The 19,725-nt window shown below is 65.3% G+C and carries 20 protein-coding genes; 10 read left to right on the forward strand and 10 right to left on the reverse strand.

The features are described from left to right. Positions 1-20: 20 nt before the first annotated feature. Together CH306_RS02735 and CH306_RS02740 are read left to right on the forward strand one after the other, a co-directional pair. Entirely contained in the window at positions 21-773 is a 753-nt protein-coding gene (locus CH306_RS02735) for an ABC transporter ATP-binding protein (RefSeq protein ID WP_094645614.1), read from the forward strand. After that, entirely contained in the window at positions 770-2,149 is a 1,380-nt protein-coding gene (locus CH306_RS02740; RefSeq protein WP_045196388.1) for an ABC transporter permease, read from the forward strand. Before CH306_RS02735 ends, CH306_RS02740 begins: the two co-directional genes overlap by 4 nt. A 73-nt stretch (positions 2,150-2,222) precedes the next feature. On the opposite strand, the gene CH306_RS02745 is transcribed toward CH306_RS02740, so the two are convergent. Then, positions 2,223-3,218 (reverse strand): aldo/keto reductase, encoded by a 996-nt coding sequence (locus CH306_RS02745; RefSeq protein WP_094645810.1) that lies wholly within the window; start codon positions 3,216-3,218, stop codon positions 2,223-2,225. Between the two features lie 102 nt (positions 3,219-3,320). On the opposite strand from CH306_RS02745, the gene CH306_RS02750 reads away from it, so the two are divergent. Continuing rightward, entirely contained in the window at positions 3,321-4,172 is an 852-nt protein-coding gene (locus CH306_RS02750) for a helix-turn-helix transcriptional regulator (protein ID WP_094645615.1), read from the forward strand. Positions 4,173-4,184: 12 nt separating this feature from the next. Here CH306_RS02750 and egtD read toward each other — a convergent pair whose 3' ends face one another. From egtD to egtA, 4 genes are read right to left on the reverse strand one after another with little or no spacing between them, the layout of a single operon-like run. Continuing rightward, the gene (gene egtD, locus CH306_RS02755) at positions 4,185-5,150 is read right to left on the reverse strand and encodes an L-histidine N(alpha)-methyltransferase (protein ID WP_094645616.1); all 966 of its coding nucleotides are present in this window, start codon (positions 5,148-5,150) and stop codon (positions 4,185-4,187) included. Next, positions 5,147-5,896: an ergothioneine biosynthesis protein EgtC gene (egtC, locus tag CH306_RS02760; protein ID WP_032395706.1), complete on the reverse strand. Its 750-nt coding sequence runs from the start codon at positions 5,894-5,896 to the stop codon at positions 5,147-5,149. The genes egtD and egtC overlap by 4 nt, the downstream gene beginning before the upstream one ends. Then, positions 5,897-7,201, reverse strand: coding sequence for an ergothioneine biosynthesis protein EgtB (gene egtB / locus CH306_RS02765; RefSeq protein ID WP_179272716.1), 1,305 nt, complete (start codon positions 7,199-7,201; stop codon positions 5,897-5,899). Further along, on the reverse strand, positions 7,198-8,454 hold the full coding sequence (gene egtA, locus CH306_RS02770; protein WP_094645618.1) for an ergothioneine biosynthesis glutamate--cysteine ligase EgtA: 1,257 nt from the start codon (positions 8,452-8,454) through the stop codon (positions 7,198-7,200). The genes egtB and egtA overlap by 4 nt, the downstream gene beginning before the upstream one ends. A gap of 147 nt (positions 8,455-8,601) precedes the next feature. Between egtA and CH306_RS02775 the strand changes: the two genes are divergently transcribed. After that, positions 8,602-9,771 (forward strand): aminotransferase class V-fold PLP-dependent enzyme, encoded by a 1,170-nt coding sequence (locus tag CH306_RS02775; RefSeq protein WP_094645619.1) that lies wholly within the window; start codon positions 8,602-8,604, stop codon positions 9,769-9,771. Here CH306_RS02775 and CH306_RS02780 read toward each other — a convergent pair. Further along, positions 9,714-10,694 (reverse strand): DMT family transporter, encoded by a 981-nt coding sequence (locus tag CH306_RS02780; protein ID WP_094645620.1) that lies wholly within the window; start codon positions 10,692-10,694, stop codon positions 9,714-9,716. The two genes, CH306_RS02775 and CH306_RS02780, sit on opposite strands and share 58 nt — an antisense overlap. Positions 10,695-10,767: 73 nt before the next feature. Here CH306_RS02780 and CH306_RS02785 point away from each other — a divergent pair, with 73 nt between their 5' ends. The 3 genes from CH306_RS02785 (at position 10,768) to pth (ending at position 12,893) form a co-directional block, all read left to right on the forward strand. Beyond that, positions 10,768-11,364 (forward strand): TetR/AcrR family transcriptional regulator, encoded by a 597-nt coding sequence (locus CH306_RS02785; RefSeq protein ID WP_045196400.1) that lies wholly within the window; start codon positions 10,768-10,770, stop codon positions 11,362-11,364. 191 nt (positions 11,365-11,555) lie between these two features. Further along, complete coding sequence (locus tag CH306_RS02790) at positions 11,556-12,218, forward strand: 50S ribosomal protein L25/general stress protein Ctc (protein WP_094645621.1); 663 nt, start codon at positions 11,556-11,558, stop codon at positions 12,216-12,218. Between the two features lie 87 nt (positions 12,219-12,305). Further along, a complete protein-coding gene (gene pth / locus CH306_RS02795) occupies positions 12,306-12,893 on the forward strand; it encodes an aminoacyl-tRNA hydrolase (protein WP_230596804.1) in 588 nt (195 codons plus the stop codon). 91 nt (positions 12,894-12,984) lie between these two features. Here the strand turns inward: pth and CH306_RS02800 are convergent, their stop codons facing one another. Further along, the gene (locus CH306_RS02800) at positions 12,985-14,619 is read right to left on the reverse strand and encodes a fatty acyl-AMP ligase (RefSeq protein WP_094645622.1); all 1,635 of its coding nucleotides are present in this window, start codon (positions 14,617-14,619) and stop codon (positions 12,985-12,987) included. Positions 14,620-14,764: 145 nt separating this feature from the next. On the opposite strand from CH306_RS02800, the gene CH306_RS02805 reads away from it, so the two are divergent. Both CH306_RS02805 and pnuC read left to right on the forward strand, forming a co-directional pair. Continuing rightward, complete coding sequence (locus CH306_RS02805; protein ID WP_094645623.1) at positions 14,765-16,459, forward strand: peptide chain release factor 3; 1,695 nt, start codon at positions 14,765-14,767, stop codon at positions 16,457-16,459. 7 nt (positions 16,460-16,466) lie between these two features. Continuing rightward, positions 16,467-17,120: a nicotinamide riboside transporter PnuC gene (pnuC, locus tag CH306_RS02810; protein WP_032396227.1), complete on the forward strand. Its 654-nt coding sequence runs from the start codon at positions 16,467-16,469 to the stop codon at positions 17,118-17,120. A gap of 163 nt (positions 17,121-17,283) precedes the next feature. Here pnuC and CH306_RS29440 read toward each other — a convergent pair whose 3' ends face one another. Further along, on the reverse strand, positions 17,284-17,508 hold the full coding sequence (locus tag CH306_RS29440) for a hypothetical protein (protein WP_230596806.1): 225 nt from the start codon (positions 17,506-17,508) through the stop codon (positions 17,284-17,286). Between the two features lie 70 nt (positions 17,509-17,578). Between CH306_RS29440 and CH306_RS29445 the strand changes: the two genes are divergently transcribed. Then, complete coding sequence (locus CH306_RS29445; RefSeq protein WP_230596808.1) at positions 17,579-17,926, forward strand: hypothetical protein; 348 nt, start codon at positions 17,579-17,581, stop codon at positions 17,924-17,926. A 10-nt stretch (positions 17,927-17,936) separates the two neighbouring features. Here CH306_RS29445 and CH306_RS02820 read toward each other — a convergent pair whose 3' ends face one another. Together CH306_RS02820 and CH306_RS02825 are read right to left on the reverse strand one after the other, a co-directional pair. Then, on the reverse strand, positions 17,937-18,935 hold the full coding sequence (locus CH306_RS02820) for an enoyl-CoA hydratase/isomerase family protein (RefSeq protein WP_094645624.1): 999 nt from the start codon (positions 18,933-18,935) through the stop codon (positions 17,937-17,939). Between the two features lie 45 nt (positions 18,936-18,980). After that, positions 18,981-19,664, reverse strand: a complete 684-nt coding sequence (locus CH306_RS02825) for a DUF4166 domain-containing protein (protein ID WP_094645625.1) — start codon at positions 19,662-19,664, stop codon at positions 18,981-18,983. Positions 19,665-19,725: the final 61 nt, after the last annotated feature.

Raw genomic sequence — 19,725 nt, forward strand, 5'->3', positions numbered from 1 at the left:
CACTTCATAGCGTTGTGGGCATGACAACAACACTCCCCCCGGTCGCCCGGGCATTCCAGGTCAGCAAGTATTTCGGTGACTCGTCCAACCCGGTCAGCGCCCTCGACAACGTCTCTCTCGACATTCACGGCGGCCAGTTCACCGCCATCATGGGACCGTCCGGTTCCGGCAAGTCGACTCTGATGCACGTGATGGCGGGCTTGGACAACGCCAGCACCGGGCATCTGATGTTGGCCGGTGCCGACATCACCGACGCGAACGACGACGCACTGACGACGTTGCGCCGCACGCAGGTCGGGTTCATCTTCCAGTCGTTCAATCTCGTTCCCACCCTCGATGTTCGGGGCAACATCCTGCTGCCGTTCGAGCTCGACGGCCGCGCCCCCACCGCCGAGGAGGCCGCATGGACAGAGCAACTCATCGACACTCTGGGATTGCGAGGGCGAGTGAACCACCGCCCGCATCAGCTCTCGGGTGGACAGCAGCAGCGCGTCGCGATCGCCCGCGCACTGGGTACGCGGCCGCATCTCATCTTCGCCGACGAACCCACCGGCAACCTCGATTCCCGAACCGGCCGTGAGGTTCTCGGCCTACTCGCCGCAGCGGTGCGCGAGTACGGTCAGTCGATCGTCATGGTCACCCACGACCCCATCGCGGCCAGCTACGCCGATCGCATCATCTTCCTCGCCGACGGCCGCATCGCCGACGAACTGCCACGGTCGACGCCGGAGCAGATCTCGAGCTACATGCTGGGAATGGAGCACGCATCATGAACGGTGTGACTTCTGCCCGGGCGTCGAAGGAGCACGGCGCCAGTCTTCTGGTGACGTCGCTGGCGTCGTTCTTCGGTGTGGTGTTGATTCAGGCGACGGCGTTCCTGGTCGACATCTTCGGGGACATGGAAGGTGCTGCCGTCACCGCGCTCTACAGCGTGGCGCTGGTGTTCATCGGTCTCGCGCTGTATGTCGCGGCAGTGGTCACCTCGAACACGTTCGCAACGATCGTCGCGGGACGCACGCGCACCATTGCTCTTCTGCGACTCCTGGGTGCCCGGGCCCGTGACCTACGTCGATCGGTGGCCAGGGAAGGCTTCCTCGTCGGATTGTTCGGTGGTGCGGTCGGTTCGGTGCTCGGAGTCGGTGCCAGCCATCTGGCCCGTGCGGTCGCCGTCTCGGCCGGTCAGCTGCCCGATGTGGAGTACACGTCCGTTCAACCGCTGGTGATCCTGCCGGTGGTCATCGTGGTACTGACGACGACCCTCGCGTCGTATGTCGGGTCACGAAAGGTGCTGGAGGTGACACCCGTTCAGGCGACCGGCGGTGCCGTCGACACGGGAGTGGAGGCTCCGCGGTCGCGGCGTATCAGGACGGCACTGTCGATCGTGCTGATCGCAGGCGGAGTGGCGCTGCTGGGGCTCGGGATCCTGGTCGGGATGGTGAACCCGGCCGGTGTTCTGGTGGCGTTCCTCGGCGGTGTTGCGTCGTTCACCGGAATCATGGTCGGTGCCTATCGAATACTGCCCGCGACGCTGAGGCTGGTCGGAAGACTGTTCGGCCGGGGGCCCGCGGCAAGATTGGCTGCGGCCAACGCAATTCGCTACCCGGATCGCAGTACCCGTACCGCTGTGGGACTGCTGATCGGCGTGACGCTGGTGACCACGTTCGCCGTCGCGATGTACAGCTACCGGTCGATGCTCGTCGACGAATACGACGAGGCCTCCGTCGACCAGGTACTCACCGTGACGGTGGGAATCATGACCGGACTGATCGGGTTCTCGGCTGTGATCGCGGCAGTCGGGATGGTGAACAATCTGCTGCTGAGCATTCTGCAGCGCACCCGAGAGATCGGTCTGCTGCGGGCACTCGGATTCACCCGCAAGCAGATTCGGACGATGATCGTCTCGGAGAGCAGTCAGATGGTGGTCGCGTCGATGGGCTTCGGTCTGATTCTCGGCATCGGTTACGGCTGGGCCGCAGCACAATCGCTGCTGGGCTCGCTGGATTCGCGTGGACTCACCGCCCCCACTCTGCCGTGGGTCGTCATCGCCGGAACCGTGCTGTGCGGTGGACTCCTCGCCCTCGGTGCGTCACTGACTCCGGCGCGACGTGCCAATCAGATCTCACCGGTGCTTGCATTGGCGGACGTCTGACCTCGAGGTCTGTACCGCTCGGCGATTGCCAGGGCCCGGCGGTACAGACCATCGCGCCGGCCGACGCCTCTGCTCAGGCTTCGCTGTCGAGTTGCGCCATCTGCGCCTCGGCGTAGCGCTCGCCCGCTACCGCATCTTTCGGGACGGTACTCTCGATCCGCGACACCTCCTCGGAGGTCAACGAGATCTCCGATGCAGCAACGGTTTCCGCCAAACGCTCGACGGTTCGTGCGCCGACGACGGGCACGATGTCGTCACCCCGGGAGAGGACCCAGGCAATGGCCAGTTGCGCGACCGAGACGTTGCGCTCGTCCGCGAGCTCGGCCAGCAACTCCACGAGTTCGCGATTCCTCGTCAGGTTCTCCCCTTGGAATCGGGGGCTGTGTGCACGGAAGTCGTTGTCGGCCAACACAGTAGACGTGCGGAACGTGTCGCTCAGCAACCCACGTGAAAGCACGCCGTACGCGGTGGTACCGACACCGAGCTCGCGGGCCGTGTCGAGAATGTCGTCCTCGATTCCACGCGAGACGATGGAGTATTCGATCTGCAGGTCGCAGATCGGGTGTACCGCCGCGGCACGACGCAGCGTCGCACTCCCGATCTCGGACAAGCCGATGTGTCGCACGTATCCCGCGTCCACCATCTCGGCTATGGCACCGACGGTGTCCTCGATCGGCACCTGCGGATCCAGTCGGGCGGGTCGGTAGATGTCGATGTGATCGACGCCGAGCCGTGCGAGTGTGTAGCCCAGCGCGCTCTTGACGGCGTTCGGCCTGCCGTCGAATCCGAGCCAGCTTCCGTCGGGTCCACGTAGTGCCCCGAACTTCACCGACAGCACGACCTCGTCGCGGTTGCGCTCGCTCAGTGCCCGACCGATGAGCATCTCGTTGTGGCCGGCACCGTAGAAGTCGCCTGTGTCGACCAGGTCGACGCCGGCGTCGAGCGCAGCGTGGATGGTGCGGATCGATTCGCAGTCGCTGGAATCGCCGTATGCGCCGGACATACCCATGGCACCGAGACCGATGCGCGACACCGTGGGTCCGGTATTTCCCAATCGTGTTCTGTTCATGCCGTCCACTGTGTGCTCTGTGGCGATTGTCGCGCCAGAGAGCGGTTGTCAGGGGACTGCCCGTCCCTGGTTCGGCTCGACGATTCGGTGGACACTGAGCGAGTGGAACGTGACGAACTGGCCGACTTTCTCCGACGACGACGGGCGCTGCTGACGCCCGAGGACGTCGGTGTGTCACCCGGACCGCGCCGCCGCACGCCGGGGCTGCGCCGCGACGAAGTGGCACTGCTGGCCGGGATGTCCACCGATTACTACACCCGCCTCGAACAGCGTCGTGGGCCGCATCCGTCCACGCAGATTCTCGGTTCGCTCGCCCGCGCGCTGAGATTGGACGACGACGAGCGCGACCATCTCTACATCCTCGCCGGCCAGGCACCCTCCACCCGTGTCGGCGCGGACAAGCACGTCGGGCCCGGCCTGATGCACCTGCTGACCAAGCTCGACGACACTCCGGCCTGCGTCGTGACAGACCTCGGCGAGATCCTGGCGCACAACGCGATGTACCTCGCGCTGGCCGAGGACCCGCGCACGTACACCGGGCTCGACAGGTACGTGGTGTGGCGGTGGTTCACCGATCCCGGCACGCGCCGCAACTTCGTCCGCGAGGACTGGGATCGGATGGGCCACAAACACGTAGCCGATCTCCGAGCAGTGTCGGCCAGGCGAGCGGGCGATCCCGAGGTCGCTGTACTGGTCGAGCGTCTACGCGCCGCCAGCTCCGAGTTCGAGACGATTTGGAGCGAGCACCGAGTCGCATACAAGACGTCGGCGTCCAAACGCTTCGTGCATCCCGAACTCGGCGTGATCGCCGTTCACTGCGAGACCCTCGTGACCCAGAGAGAGGGCCAGCATCTCCTGGTCTATTCGCCGCAGCCGGGAACCGACGCCCGCGAGAAATTGAATCTGCTCGGGGTCATCGGTACTCAGCACCTGGGCGTCACTGCCTCCGAGTAGTCGAGGGCTCGTTCACACTCGACCCGCAAGAATCAGCGCGAACCGGGAATCGGAGTCGGACCACAGATGCTCGACGCCGAATCCCGCTGCAGCCAGTTCTTCGGTGATGCCGTCCGGTCGGAACTTCGCCGAGATCTCGGTGCGCAATTCCTCGCCCGCCTCGAAATGCACGTGCAGATCGAGATCGGCGATATACACCTCCTGCGTCGATGTCGCCCGCAGTCGCATCTCGATCCACTCCTGCTCGGCGTTCCACAGCGCGACGTGCTCGAACGCATCGGGATCGAAAGTGCCACCCAGGCGAGAGTTGATCACCGACAGCACGTTTCGATTGAACTGCGCCGTCACCCCCGCTGCGTCGTCGTACGCCGGAACCAGCACGTCCGGGTCGATGACCAGTCCGACGCCGAGGAGCAGGTGCTCCCCTGGATCGAGCGCGCCTGCGATCGCCTTCAGAAAGTCCTCGCGCTCCTCGGGGATGAGGTTGCCCAGGGTGCCACCGAGAAACGCGATGGTGCGCGCGCCCCCGCCGGGCAGATTGTGCAGAGTATCGGTGAAGTCGCTGACGATGCCGTGCACCTCGAGAGCGGGAAACTCTTGGGCGATCTGCTCGATGGCTCCCTCGAGCGCCGTGACCGACACATCCTGCGGCACATAGGTGTTCAACGAACCGTGCTTGGCCCCTGCAGCGAGCAGGATCTTCGTCTTCTCCGACGAGCCCGACCCGAGCTCGATCAACATGGTGGATTCGGTCGCCTCGGCGATGTCGAGGGCATGCTCTTCGAGCAGGGCACGTTCGGTGCGGGTCGGAAAGTACTCGGGCAGCTCGGTGATCCGCTCGAACAGCTCGCTGCCCACGGCGTCGTAGAAGTATTTGGGCGAGAGCCACTTCGGCGTGGACGTCAACCCGTCTCGCACGTCCTTACGCAATTCGTCCACCAGTGCCGTGTCGGCGAGGTGTACCTCGACAGTGCTCATGTGTGCTCCTCTTCGTCGAGACGGGAAACGGTGAACTCGGACGCCGTGGCAACGACGAGACTGCGGTCGTCGACGGGCGTCCAGTCGGAATTGTCGTCGGTGGGTTCGGACGCGATCGTGACGGCGTCACCGGAACTGCGGACGGACAGTGCGTGATGCACTGCGGTGGCGTACAAATTCTCCCCGTCGCCGAGGAGAAAGTTGAGCCTGGACCCCGGTGCGCGCGCCTCGATACGCCGAACCAGAGCGGCAAGCGCTGCCGGCGGTTCGAGGGTTGCGAGCAACTGCCGCAGAACGATCCAGACTGCGGCCGCGTCGGTCGGAGCCGGCAACGTGAGTGCATCTTCGGGCGGCACCTCGGACCACAGGTCGGTCAGTGAGTGGGGCCAGCCGCGGACCACTCCGTTGTGACTGAATGCCCATCGGCCGTCGGTGAACGGTGCGCAGGCCGATCGCTCCACCGGCATTCCCACCGTTGCCGATCGCACGGCGGCGATCACCGACGTCGAATCGAGCTGCGGCAGAACATCGTCGACCGCGGGGTCGGTCCAGATCGGCATGGCGTTGCGGTAGCTGCGAACCGAACCGGCCTGCCACCATGCGACCCCGAAGCCGTCGGCATTGATGGTGCCCCCGCCGCGCATGTCGTCGGGGGCATACGACTGCACCCGCAAACTGTGATCGCCGCCGGTGAGCACTCCCCCGACCGATGTGAGAGGGCCGAGATACCCGAGATGTCGGCACATTCAGCTGGGCTCGACGTCGCGGGCCAACCGGAATCCGCTGAAGATCTGGCGTCGGATCGGGTGATCCCAGTTGCGGAACGTGCCCCGACATGCCACCTCGTCGGTGCCGAACGAGCCGCCGCGCAACACCTTGTAGTCGCCACGAAGAAACACCTCGGAGTACTCGGCGTACGGAAACGCCTCGAATCCGGGGTACGGCTCGAAATCCGAGGAGGTCCACTCCCATACATCACCGATGAGGTGATGCACACCTGCCGAGGAGGCACCGTCGGGATACGCGCCGACGTCCGCCGGTTCCAGATGCCGCTGATTCAGATTGGCATGTGCTGGAGTGGGTTCGGCATCGCCCCACGGGTACGCGTTGCTGGTGCGAGTGTCGGCGTCGAAACGCGCGGCCTTCTCCCACTCGGCCTCCGTCGGCAGTCGCTTGCCTGCCCAGCGGGCGTAGGCGTCGGCCTCGAACCAGCACACGTGCACCACGGGCTGCTGTGGGCGAACCTTCTTGGACACCCCGAAACTGCGACGCCACCAGGTTCCGTCGGAGTCTGACTCCCAGAACTGTGGCGCGGTCAGGTTCGCGTCGACGCGATGCTGCCAACCCTTCTCGGTCCACAGTTCGCGGCGTCGGTAACCGCCGTCGGCGATGAAATCCATGAACTGCGCGTTGGTGATCGGTGCCCGGTCGATGGCGAAGGTGGGTACGTGCACCGAATGAGCCGGTCGCTCGTTGTCCAGTGCCCACGGGTCGAGCGAGGTCCCCATCGAGAACGGGCCACCCGCGATGACGGCCTCACCCGACACCGGCACCACCGAGGCCGGTGGCGCAGGAGCCGTGAGAACCGCGGGCCCCGAACGCAATTGATGGGTCGCGAGCATGGTCTCGTCGTGCTGCTGTTCGTGCTGGGCGATCATGCCGAACGCGAAACCGTGCTTCTCGACCGGTCGACCCTCGAAAGTGCTGTGATCGAGCACATCCCAGGCCTTGTCGCGCACGGTCCGGACGTAGACGCGCGCCTCGTCCGGAGTGAGCAAGGGAAGCGACGTACGCGAAGACCGCGAGTGCTTGAACGCGTCGTACAGCTCGTCGATGTCCGGACGGACGGGATCGCGGCCACCGACGTCGCGTACGAGCCAGAGTTCCTCTTGACTACCGATGTGCGCGAGATCCCACACCAGCGGGCTCATCAACGGCGAATGCTGCGCCATCAGTTCGGTCTCGTCCACACAGTCGGTGAGTGCGCCGCTGCGGGCACGACTGCGAGTGAGGACCGTTTCGATTCTGTTCCTGAGTTGTTCGGCGCTCACACCGATTCCTTTCGAGTCCGAAATTCCCGTGTCGCCGTGTCGAATTCACTGGGGGGCTCGCCCGCACCGCATCGGCGAGATGCCGCCGACAGCAACTCGGAGTACTCGCCGCCGACCTCCGCGGCGAGTTGGAGCAATTCGGTTGCCGCCGCAAGGAGGTCGTCGTCGGCCAACCCGAAGCGGGCCGCGTCGAGCCACCGTCCCGCCGTTCCGCCGCCGATCTCGGTGGCGCGAGCCACCAGTTCGGGTGTGGACAACAGCGCCTCGAACGCCGCGGCCGGAACCACCCACTGACCGTCCGGCTGCGCATCGAGATAGCGAATCTCGAAGTGCCCACATGCGCGCACCTTGGGGAACAGGGTGGTCAGGTGATAATCGAGGTCACTGTAGGTCGGCGCGCGTCCGACGATGCCGGGATCGTCCATCCACTGAGCGAACGTGGTGCCCGCAGGTGCTTCCCAGTTCGGCGTGACGCCCTGGATGCAGAGCAATGGAACGTCGAGTGCCCAGCGTGCGTAGTCGGCAATCGGGTCACCGGTGTTCGGAACCGCAGTTCTGCTGGAATCGGTTCTGCTGGAGTCGAGTTCGAGCCAGGTTCGCATCCGCTGCGATGCCCAGTCCCCGGCAGGTGCTCCGGCGAGTTCAGGAGAGCGGGCAAACGCGGACACAAAGGCGGGACCGATGACGTGGAGCATGTGCCAGCGCGCGGCGACCTCGGCGCGATCACGTCCGGCGTCGACGCTCACCTGAGCCGCAGCGGTGTTGCACATCATCAACTTCCCGAAGGGGCCGATGGTGGTGAACCGATTCTCCATCGCACAGTACCGCGGGAGGACGAGGAGGCGTTCCGGTGCCCGAGCGGTATCGGCCGGAACGGACGCCATGTCGATGCCGGCATCACCGAGGATGTTCCGCAGCCGCTGGGCATCGGCGTCGAGCATCGGTGCGAGTCGAGAAACGGATACATAAGGCGAACTGGACAATTCGACCTGACCACCGGGTTCGACGGTGACGATGCTTCCGCCCGGCAACGACAGGGCGGGTGATTCGGGATCGATACTGCGCGGGGAGTGAACACCGAGCGCATCGGCCAGAGCCGAGAGGGTCGGACGGGTTCCGTCGTCGAGGGCGGTGAGCCACTCGAGTTCGGCACCGACGAGTGCCGGTGGCCCCAGCTTGAAACACACCTTCGACACGTATGCCTCTGCTGCCGGGCGCGAGCTCAGCCCGAGAGACTTCTCGTTGGACGACACTCATTCCTTCTTTCCGCACTCAACACGTTCTCCGCTCGGAGAACGTACCCAGCTGCGAGGATCGAAAACGCCGCGATCCCTCGTCCGGTCGAGGCTACCGATTGTGGAACTCTGGTGCCCGAGAGTTCGCAACCGAAAGGACGACCGATGCTCGATCACGACCGCATTCGACGCGACACCCCAGGTGCGTCGGCCCGCGTGTTTCTCGACAGCGCCGGATCCTCGTTGCCCCCGACCGTCGTCCTCGACACCGCGATCGCGCATCTACGCCGCGAAGCGGAGATCGGCGGCTACCGGGCCGCGAACGAACGACTCGACGACCTCGCCGCGGTCAAGACCTCGATTGCAACATTGATCGGCGCGCAGGCGTCGAGCATTGCACTGAGCGATTCCGCGACGCGGGCCTGGACGGACTTCTTCTACTCGGTGCCGCTCTCGGCCGGCGACCGAATCCTGCTGTGCCAGGCCGAGTACGCCAGCAATGCCATCTCCGCCCTCCACCGCGCCGAAGTCACCGGAGCGACCGTCGAGGTCATGCCGAGCGACGCATCGGGACGCATCGATCTGGACGCGCTGGAATCGATGCTCGACGACCGCGTGAAACTGATCTCGGTGGTGCACGCCCCCACGAACGGCGGCCTGATCAATCCCGCCCGTGCCGTGGCCGATCTCGCCCACCGGCACGGTGCACTGGTCCTGCTCGACGCCTGCCAGTCCATCGGGCAGCTGCGCGTCGACGTCGAGGAGTTGGGAGTCGACGCCCTCTCGGCCACCGGCCGCAAATGGTTGCGCGGCCCACGCGGAACGGGCTTCCTCTACCTGCGTCCGGGATTGGCGTCGACGCTGCATCCGCCGGCCCTGGACCTGCACAGCGCAGAGTGGACCGATGGACGGACGTACCGGATGGCAGACGACGCCACGCGTTTCGAATTCTGGGAATGCGACGTCGCGGCCAGGCTCGCGCTCGGTGCGGCCGTCGACTACCTGCTCGAACTCGGTATCGACCGAGTCGAAGACGCCGTCGTCGAACGTGCCGACTACCTCCGCTCGGGGCTTCGGAAGGTTCCCGGGGTGACCGTGCGCGACCTCGGCGACCGTAAGAGCGGCATCGTATCCTTCACCGTCGACGGCGAGGATCCCGTGGCAGTGCGTGACCGACTGGCCGAACGAAACGTGACGGTCACCGTCAGCCATCGCGGTTCCACGCGTCTGGACATGACGGGCCGGGGACTCGACGCCGTCGTGCGTGCATCTCCGCACTATTTCGTCGCGTTCGCCGAACTGGACGCGATGCTCGCTGCGCTCGCAGGTGAGTGAGACTTCGTAGCAGGGTCGGCAGGAGTGGAGCCGGCGGAACGACCCGTCGAACCGTCGCTCACATGGGTTCCGCGGAGGTAGGCAGCCACGCCAATTGCGGAGACCACGAGTCCGCCGAGCCCGAGCCAGGTGATCTCGTCGCCGAACATCAGCAAGGCCCACAGCATGGTCGTCGGCGGTGTCAGGTAGAGCAGCACGCTGGCGCGCGTCGGACCGTTGCGACGCACCACGAACAGGTACGCGCCGTATGCCCCGAAGGTGGAGAGCACCACCGTCCAGGCCACGGCGGCGATAAAGCCGGTCGTCATCGGCGGCGCGACGTCCCCGGCCAGAGCACTCCACGTCATGAATCCGACTGCGCTGATGGAACATTGAATCGCCATCGCCAGCGCGATCGGCTCCTTCGGTGCCAGCACGCGTTGGCCGATCGTGCCCACCGACAGTGCCAGCATTCCGGCAGCCGGTAGCAGGTAGACCGGCCAGAAGAGGTCGGCACCGGACAGGTCTCCGACCACCACCAGCGAGACACCCGCGATCCCGACGACGAGTCCCAGAATCTGCCGTCGTCCCACGCGTTCGCCGAAGATCCTGCTCGACGCCATCGCGACCACCAGTGGCTGCAACGCGGCGATCAAGGCGGCGACGCCGGGTGGCACGCCCATCCCGATGCCGGTGATGGTCGCACCGAGGTAGAGGAACTGGCAGAACAGGCCCAGGACGGCATGGATTCGGATGGCATGCCAGGTGGGGGTCAGTTTCCGGAACCGGCACCACGCGATCAGCAACGCCGCCGCGGCGAGGTAGCGCCAGGCCAGAAGCGTGTGGGCCGGGGCTTCGGCGGTTCCGAGCTCTGCTCCGATGAAGCCCGAACTCCACAACACCACCAGTGCTGTACCCGCAATGACGTCGACTCTCGATCTCATGAAGCGATGTAAACATACAGGTCTGTATACTCGCAGTGCACCTGCCGCTCACCAGCGCTTTCGAAAGGCAACCATGCTCGACAAGCCGCTCACCCCCGCCGGAGAACGCATCCTGACCGTCGCCAGCGACCTGTTCTACGCCCGCGGGATTCGCGCCGTCGGAGTCGACCTCATCGCGGAGGAGGCCGGCACCACGAAGAAAACGCTGTACGACCGATTCGGCTCCAAGGACGGCCTGGTGCAGCGGTACCTCACCCGCCGATACGGCCTGTGGTGCGATCACGTGACCCGGTACGTCGAATCCCTCGAATCCGGCGACGCGCGCATCCTCGGGGTGTACGACGCCCTCGATCTGTGGATGCGCGACAACCATCGCGGCTGCGGATTCGTCAACGCCTTCGCGGAGTTCGGCGGTACCGGCAGCCCGGTGCTCGCGATCATCGAGTCCGAGAAGGAATGGACGAGATCGTTGTTCGCGCGTTTGGCCACCGAAGCCGGTTACCCCGATGCCGAGCAGCTCGGAACCCGACTGTCGGTACTGCACGAGGGCGCGGTGGTGATGGGCACAGCGGGAGCTCGCGATGACGCGATCGTGGTCGCGCGGGGCATCGCGTTCGATCTGCTCGCTGCGCTCGCAGTGGTGCGGACAGGTGCCCCAGGGGGCGCATAGCCAAGCCACTGCGCGGCATCGTGTATTGTTTCCCAGGTTGTCTCGGCGAGGGTAGATCCAGATTCCCAGGATCCACCGTTATCGACGCGGCTCGGCCCCGTTGGCCGCGCTCGTTCGTGTCCGCCCCGACGAGCTTGACCGCCCGACGAAGTACGCCGCACGAACCACAGTTATCAGGAGCATCCAGCACCATGGCATCGAAGGTAAACAACCTCACCGCACAGGTCCGCACCGAATTCGGCAAGGGAGCCGCCCGCCGCACCCGTCGCGACGGCCTCGTTCCCGCAGTTCTGTACGGACACGCCACCGACCCCCAGCACCTCGCACTGGACGCTCGCGCGTTCGCAGCCGTGCTGCGTAACGACGGCACCAACGCCGTGCTGACCCTCGACATCGACGGCAAATCGCAGCTGGCGCTGACCAAGTCGATCGTCGTGCACCCGATCCGTCGCAGCATCGAGCACGCCGACCTCCTCGTCCTGAAGAAGGGCGAGCGCGTCACCGTCGAGGTCAACATCATCGTCGAGGGCGACGCCGCACCGGGCACCCTGGTCACCACCGACTCGACCGCGGTCGAGATCGAGGCCGACGCACTGGAGATCCCGGAGAACTTCGTCGTCTCCGTCGAAGAGGCTCAGATCGGTACTCAGATCACCGCAGCCGACCTCGCCCTTCCGTCCGGCGTCACGCTGGTGTCCGACGGCGAGACGCTGCTCGTGAACGTCGTCGAGGCTCCGTCCGAGGAAGACCTCGAGGCCGACGGCGAAGGCACCGAGCCCATCTCCGAAGAGGGCGACGCCGAGACTCAGGAAGAAGCCGAGTCCTCGGACGAGGACAGCTCCGACGAGAGCTGATTCTCCACCTGCACGCTCGACGGCGCGCTGCTTCCCTCGGGAGCAGCGCGTCGTTCGTTTCGAAGGCCTGATGAGACAATGACGACCGTGAGTGTTGATCCCGCAGCGCCGGCCCTGATCGTCGGCCTCGGCAATCCCGGCCCGCAGTACGAAAAGACCCGTCACAACGTGGGATTCATGGTGGCCGACGCCCTGGCCGGACGCATCGGTTCCGCGTTCTCCTCGCACAAGAAGTCCAACTCCGACATCGTGCAGGCCCGTCTCGGCAGTCGCTCGGTGGTCATCGCCAAGCCGCGCACCTTCATGAATCTCTCGGGCCAACCAGTGGCTGCGTTGGCGCGCTTCTTCTCGATCGAGCCTGCGAACATCGTCGTGGTGCACGACGAGTTGGACATCGACTTCGGTGCTCTACGACTCAAACTCGGCGGCGGCGAAGGTGGCCACAACGGCCTCCGCTCGATCTCGCAGCACCTGAGCACCAAGGACTATCTGCGGGTGCGCGTCGGCGTCGGGCGACCACCGGGACGGATGGATCCGGCGTCTTTCGTGCTCAAGCCGTTCTCCGCTGCCGAGCGCAAGGACCTCGGCGTCGTGGTCGAGGAAGCAGCCGACGCCGCCGAGCTCCTGCTCTCGGCCGGACTCGAGGCCGCACAGAATACGGTGCACCCGCGCTGATCCTCACACCCCTGTTCTGAGGTGCGCGCCCGTTCTCGCTTCCTGACGCACGCGCGCACCCCGTAAAAACGGCGTGAGGTCTCCTGCGGGTTCAGTTCAGCAGCGACGCCGAATTCGCCCGCCGCAGTTTGCCGCTCGACGTCTTCGGGATGCTGCCCGGCCCCAATACCGCGACGGTTCGCGGCCGCACTCCGACCTCCGAATGCACGGCATGGATCACTTCACGTTCGATGCGCCTGACCTCGTCCGGCTTGTCGATGTCGTTGGTTTCCACAGCCACCGCGAAACTTTCGCGTTTGTCACCGGCATCGAGCCGAATGGCGACGGCGTTGCCCGGCCGCACACCGGCGACGGTGCCCGCGGCCCGTTCGATGTCGGTGGGATAGATGTTGCGGCCACCCATGATGATGACGTCCTTGATTCGCCCGCAGACGACCACCAGTTCGTCCTCGGTGATGTAGCCGACGTCGCCGGTGTCGAGCCAGCCGTCCGCGTCGAGCGTCGACACCGGGCCGTCGACGGTGATGTATCCGGGCGTGACGGCCTTGCCTCGCACCTCGATGATGCCGACGCCCCGTGCGGTGAGCACCTGCCCCTCCTTGTCCACGACACGGCCCTCCAACCCGGGAACGAACTTGCCGAGCGTTGCCAGCGATCGGGTGTTACCGCGAGTGGAGGGCACGGCACGACCGAGGGTCTCGAGCAGATCCGCGTCGACCACGTCGATCACCTGCCCCTGATCGGGATCCGGAATCGACACTGCCAGAGTCGTTTCCGCCATTCCGTAGACCGGAGCCAGTGCGAGCGGGTTCAGCTTGTACCGGGCTCCGGCCTCGGCGAGCGCGATCATGGTGTCCGGATCGACCGGCTCGGCTCCGTTCCAGGCGTAGCGCAGAGTCGACAGGTCGAGGTCCAGGTCGTCCTCCGCCTGACCGAGCCGCCGCGCCAGCAGCGAGTAGGCGAAATTGGGTGCTGCCGTAACGGTTCCGCGGTACTTGTGAATCAGCTTGGCCCACAACAGCGGCGAGCGCAGGAAGTCCAGCGGAGTGATACTGACGACCTCGGCACCGACCTGCATGGGCACCGACAGGAAGCCCACCATGCCCATGTCGTGGAACAGCGGCAGCCAACTGACCATCACATCGGTTTCGACATCGAATTCGATGCGGTCGATCATGGCGTAGGCATTGACGTAGAAGTTCTCGTGCGTGATCCGTACGGCCTTCGGCGAACCGGTCGATCCGGAGGTGAGCTGCTGCAGCGCGATATCGGACTCGGACGTGGGCACCGGATCGATGTCGCGACCGGTCTTCATGTCCTCGATCTTCAGCACGGTGATGCCGCGCTCCTCGAGCACGGGTGCGGCGATGTCGAACGGGGCCCCGAGGATCACGGCCTTGGCCTCGATCATCCGCACGACGGTCTCGGTGTCCTCACCCCAGACGGCGAGGTCGGTCCGCGGTGTCGGCTGATGCAGCATCGTCACCGATCCCCCGCGCATCCAGGTCGCCTGGCACGCCGGAGCGATGTCGACCGGCTGACCGGCCAGGATGCCGATCGCATCTCCGTGTTCGACGCCTGCGTCGGCCAACGCACCGGCCATCCGACGCGCCTGCTCGTGGATTTCACCCCAGGACTGTCGCAATGCCTCGTCGGGCTCGCCGGTGATCAGACCGTGCTTGCTGGTGCTCGCGGTCTCGAACATCTCTTCGGTGAACTTGCTCAACGCGCGTCTCCTCGTGAGGGAATCCCGGCCCACCGTCCACAGTAGGCAGTCCCGCCCCGACCGAAGGGTGCAACAGGCCGCGTATCCTTGATTTCTGCCCCGGCGCCCGATTCGGTGCCGCCCTTGCTAGGAGAATGAGGTTTTCGTGAGCACCCCGTCCAGTACCCCCGACGTCGACGCCACGATCGACGGGTCCGGACCGGCAGCGCTCGACGAGTCCGGAACCACCCGCAGCCGGGCCACAGAGCTCGAGACCGAGGTCGCGAGGCGTCGAACATTCGCGGTGATCTCGCACCCCGACGCCGGCAAGTCGACGCTCACCGAGGCCCTCGCCCTGCATGCACGCGTCATCTCCGAGGCCGGAGCCATCCACGGCAAAGCCGGCCGTCGCTCCACCGTTTCCGACTGGATGGAGATGGAGAAGGCCCGTGGCATCTCGGTGAGTTCGACTGCGCTGCAGTTCAATTACCAGACCTCCCCCGACGCGGAGATCACCAACGTCATCAACCTCGTCGACACCCCCGGCCACGCCGACTTCTCCGAGGACACCTACCGCGTGCTCACCGCCGTCGACGCGGCCGTGATGCTGATCGACGCCGCCAAGGGTCTGGAGCCGCAGACCCTCAAGCTGTTCCAGGTGTGCCGCCAGTTCGGCATCCCGGTCATCACCGTCATCAACAAGTGGGACCGCCCGGGTCAGTCGCCGCTCGAGCTGCTCGACGAGATCGAGTCGCGGATCGGCCTGACTCCGACGCCTCTCTACTGGCCCGTCGGGATCGCCGGCGACTTCCGCGGCCTGCTCGACGTACAGGACGGCAGCTACATCCGGTTCACCCGTACTGCCGGCGGTGCCACCATCGCGCCCGAGGAATTCATGACGGCCGAGGCCGCCGCCGAACGTGAGGGCGTCGACTGGGACACCGCCGTCGAGGAAAGTGATCTGCTGATCTCGAGCGGTCAGCAGCACGATCAGGAGATGTTCCTGGCCGGTCAGACGTCGCCGGTGATCTTCGGCTCCGCGATGCTCAACTTCGGCGTCCGGCAGATTCTCGACACCCTCGTCGCTCTGGCACCCGCCCCCGGCGCGCGCGACGACGTCTCGGGCGGGGTACGCGAGGTCACCGATCCGTTCAGCGCCGTCGTGTTCAAGGTGCAGGCAGGCATGGACACCGCGCACCGCGACCGCCTGGCGTTCATGCGCGTGGTCTCCGGAGTGTTCGAGCGCGGCATGGTCGTCACCCACTCGCAAACCAAGAAGCCGTTCACCACCAAGTACGCGTTGACGGTGTTCGGTCGCGATCGTACGACCGTCGAGAACGCCTATCCGGGAGACATCGTCGGCCTCGTCAACGCGACCGCACTCGCCCCCGGGCACACGCTCTACACCGACAAGAAGGTCGAGTTCCCGCCCATTCCGTCGTTCGCGCCCGAGCACTTCTCGGCACTGCGGGTCGACAGCGCCGACAAGTACAAGAAGTTCCGCCGGGCCGTCGAGCAACTCGACTCCGAAGGTGTGGTTCAGGTGCTGCGCAACGACATTCGCGGCGACGCCTCCCCCGTGCTCGCCGCCGTCGGACCCATGCAGTTCGAGGTGGTCACCGCACGAATGAAGACCGAGTTCGGCGTCGACGCCCGAATGGAACCGCTCGGATACTCCCTTGCCCGACGCACCGACGCGGCCTCGGCCGTCGAGTTGGGTCGCCAGCGCGGAGTCGAGGTCTTCACCCGCACCGACGGTGCGCTGCTGGCACTGGTGAGCGACAAGTGGCGTCTGCAGTACATCCAGAAGGAGATGCCCGAGCTGACTCTCGAACCACTCGTCGCCGCGGGTGATCAGTAGCACCGGCGTGCTGATCGATCTGCTCGACGCAGAGTTCTCCGTACTGGGGCACCCGATTCTGTGGCGTGAGGTGGTCGGCAACGGTTTCGGCTTGCTCTCGGCGATCGGCGGGATGCGGCGCGTCGTATGGGCGTGGCCGGTGGGGATCATCGGCAATGCGCTGCTGTTCACGGTCTTCCTCGGCGGCGTGTTCCACACTCCGCAGGCTCTCGATCTGTACGGCCAGGCCGGGCGACAACTGATGTTCATCGCGGTGAGCGTCTACGGGTTGATGCGTTGGCTGCGGGACTCCAAACGGTCGGGGGCAGCGGTTCTACCGCGGTGGGGCACGGCGCGGGAGCGGACCGCGATGATCGTCGTCGCGATCGTCGGCACGGTGCTGTTCGCGCAACTGTTCGGCTACCTCGGCTCGTTCGGCAAGTGGGCCGACGCGTGGATCTTCACCGGATCCATGCTGGCGACCTTCGGAATGGCTCGTGGACTCACCGAGTTCTGGCTGATCTGGATCGCGGTGGACATCGTGGGCGTTCCGCTGCTGATCGTCGCCGGGTTCTATCCCTCCGCGGTTCTCTACCTGGTGTATGCCGCGTTCGTGGCCTGGGGTTTTGCCGTGTGGTTCAGAGTTCAGAACAAGAACTTCGGTCAAAAAATGGCGTCGTAAACAATCGTGATGATACTCTCAGCGTGTCCGAACAAACTTCGAGTACGTTTCTGCGTGCTCGACGCCGAGTAGCCCGTCCTGATCGATGCCCGATCGTGACATCTCGGCGCGGAACCACCTGGGATCACGATGAAGTGGAAAACGACATGACTAAGGGATCGAACTACCCATTGGCCGGGATCAAGGTCGGTGGCGTTCCTGCGCATCGTTTGGCGACGCCGCCGAAGTCCGACTCCACTTCACCCGCCGGTGGCCGCACCGATTCTTCGGCGGCAGCGCCCGCCGAGAAGGCGGCCGAGACCTCTACCACCGAGAATTCGGAGGCAGTGGCCACGTCCACCGATAAGGCGTCCGCAACAACGCCTGCACCAGCAACGTCGTCCGTCACGGATTCAACGACCCCCCGCGCGGATCGACGTCGTCCAGAGAAGCCCGCCACGGAATCGAACGAGGTTGAAGTGACTACAAGCGATCAGATCTCAGAACACGGCCTGCCCACCAACGGCCGCTCCACGTCTCACGGCTCCAGCTCCTCGCCGTCGCTCGGTCGCGGCCAGGGACCGGACCGTCGTACCGCCATGGGCGTCGCCTCGGTACGCATCGCAGGCCGCCTGACCCAGAACGAGCTCGGCAGCCGCACCGGCGACATCCGCACCCCCGACACCTCCGTCGGTCCCGACGAGCTGCTCCAGCTCCTCGGCGAATACCTCGTCTCGGGTGGCCTGCAGAACCCCGAGATCCACGTTCGCTCCAACGGCCAGACCATCGTGCTGGACCTGCAGAACCCCGCCAAGGGCTACCGCTGACCCCTACCGGTCACAACAGCTGCTGGAATGCCTCTGGTCGCACCATCTCGAGTACCAGAGGCTTCCATTGCGGCGCACGGTCCTTGTCGACCAGCACCGCACGAACGCCCTCGGCGAAGTCCGGTTCGGTGATGATCCACGTCGCCATCCGCAACTCCCGATCGAGGCATTCACGCAACGTGCTGTCGGCCCCGCGTGTGATCAGCGCGTCGGTTGCCATCAGGGACGTGGGCGACAGCGTCGCCAACTGAGTCTTCGTCGTCCGCGACCAGGGCGTGTCGCACACCAGCGCATCGATGATGTCGACCAGTGAGCTCCTCTCGAACACTGCAGCCACCGCCTCGGCGTCGAACGACAGTTCGGTGGTCGACGGCGCAGTGGTGTATCGATCCAATACCTCGTCGAGATCCATGCCTGCGAGAATGTCCGCCTTCAGATCGGACACGACCTCGCTCGGGCAGAAATGCGTCGCCAATCCCAGTGCGAGCGCATCGGTTCCGGTGATACGAGTTCCCGTCAGCGCCAGGTACCGTCCGGCATGGCCCGGCAGGCGCGAGAGAAAGTAGCTCGACCCCACATCCGGCACGAAACCGATCGCCGTCTCCGGCATCGCCAACACGGCGTTCTCGGTGACGATGCGGACGCTGCCGTGAATCGAAATTCCCAGGCCACCACCGAAAGCCGCCGCTTCGATGACGGCGACGTACGGCTTGGGGTAGCCGGCAATCACCTCGTCGAGGTCGTACTCCGCCGCGAAGTACGCCGGGCCCGCCTCGTGGTCACCGTCGACGACGGCCTGCCGAATCGCCTTGATGTCACCGCCGGCGCAGAACGCCCGAGGTGAACTGCTCGTCACCAGAACAGAAGTGACCGCATCGTCGTCTCGCCACGCATCGAGTGCGGCGCGGATCCCGTCGATCATCGCACCGTTCAACGAGTTCAGAGCCTCCGGCCGGTTCAGGACGATATGCCCCACTCCGCCCACGGTCTCGGCTTCGACAACGGCCACTGTTGACTCCTTCACACGCACCTCGTTCGACGCGTAACAGTAGCGCTATTCGCGAGACTCGACCGACCGTGGACGCGCGTCAGCGGGAATGTCGGCGGGAGGACACGGCCGCTCCTCGGCAGTGAACCATCCACGATAGAGAAACAGCTGCCCGAGCACCGGGCTCTTCACCTCGATCTCGATGCGATGCCGTTCCTCGGCCGCATCCCACCACTCGCGACCGATCGTCACCGCCGACGCCGGCTTCGGCAACTTCGGCGCAAGAGGGCCGAGCAGGAATCGCGGAACCTCGCTCTCGAGCACCAGTCCACCATCGGCATCGACCTCACACCTGGTGTGCACCACCATGTCCGACGAGAAACCCAGGTAGTCCAAGGCATACGCGTCGGACTCGGCGGAGGACACCATCACCGAGTTCATTCCCTGCGGGCGACCGGCGAAAGCGAAACGCCGCACGAAAGACATTGTCTCGCGGCCCAGTTCGTCGACATACGCATAGTTGGCGATGGTGAACGGCACGTCCTTGCCCACACCCGCGGGAAAGAGTCCACGCTTGCGGCCGGCCCACAGCAACGGCGGCGGCACGAGCCGAGAATGCGTCATCTCCTCCATCACGCCAACCCCGAACTGGGCGAGATCGTCCGAGGACTGCAATCCGAAGCGCCACTGAACCTTGGGATGCAGACGGGCAAAGTCCGAACCGAGTACTTTCGCGACGACCGATGTCATGACTCCAGTATGCGCTGCGCGCAGGTGAGCGAAACTTCGTAGCAGATTACGAATTACCGTT

This window comes from Rhodococcus sp. 15-725-2-2b (assembly GCF_002259075.1).
Classification (GTDB): Bacteria; Actinomycetota; Actinomycetes; order Mycobacteriales; family Mycobacteriaceae; genus Rhodococcoides.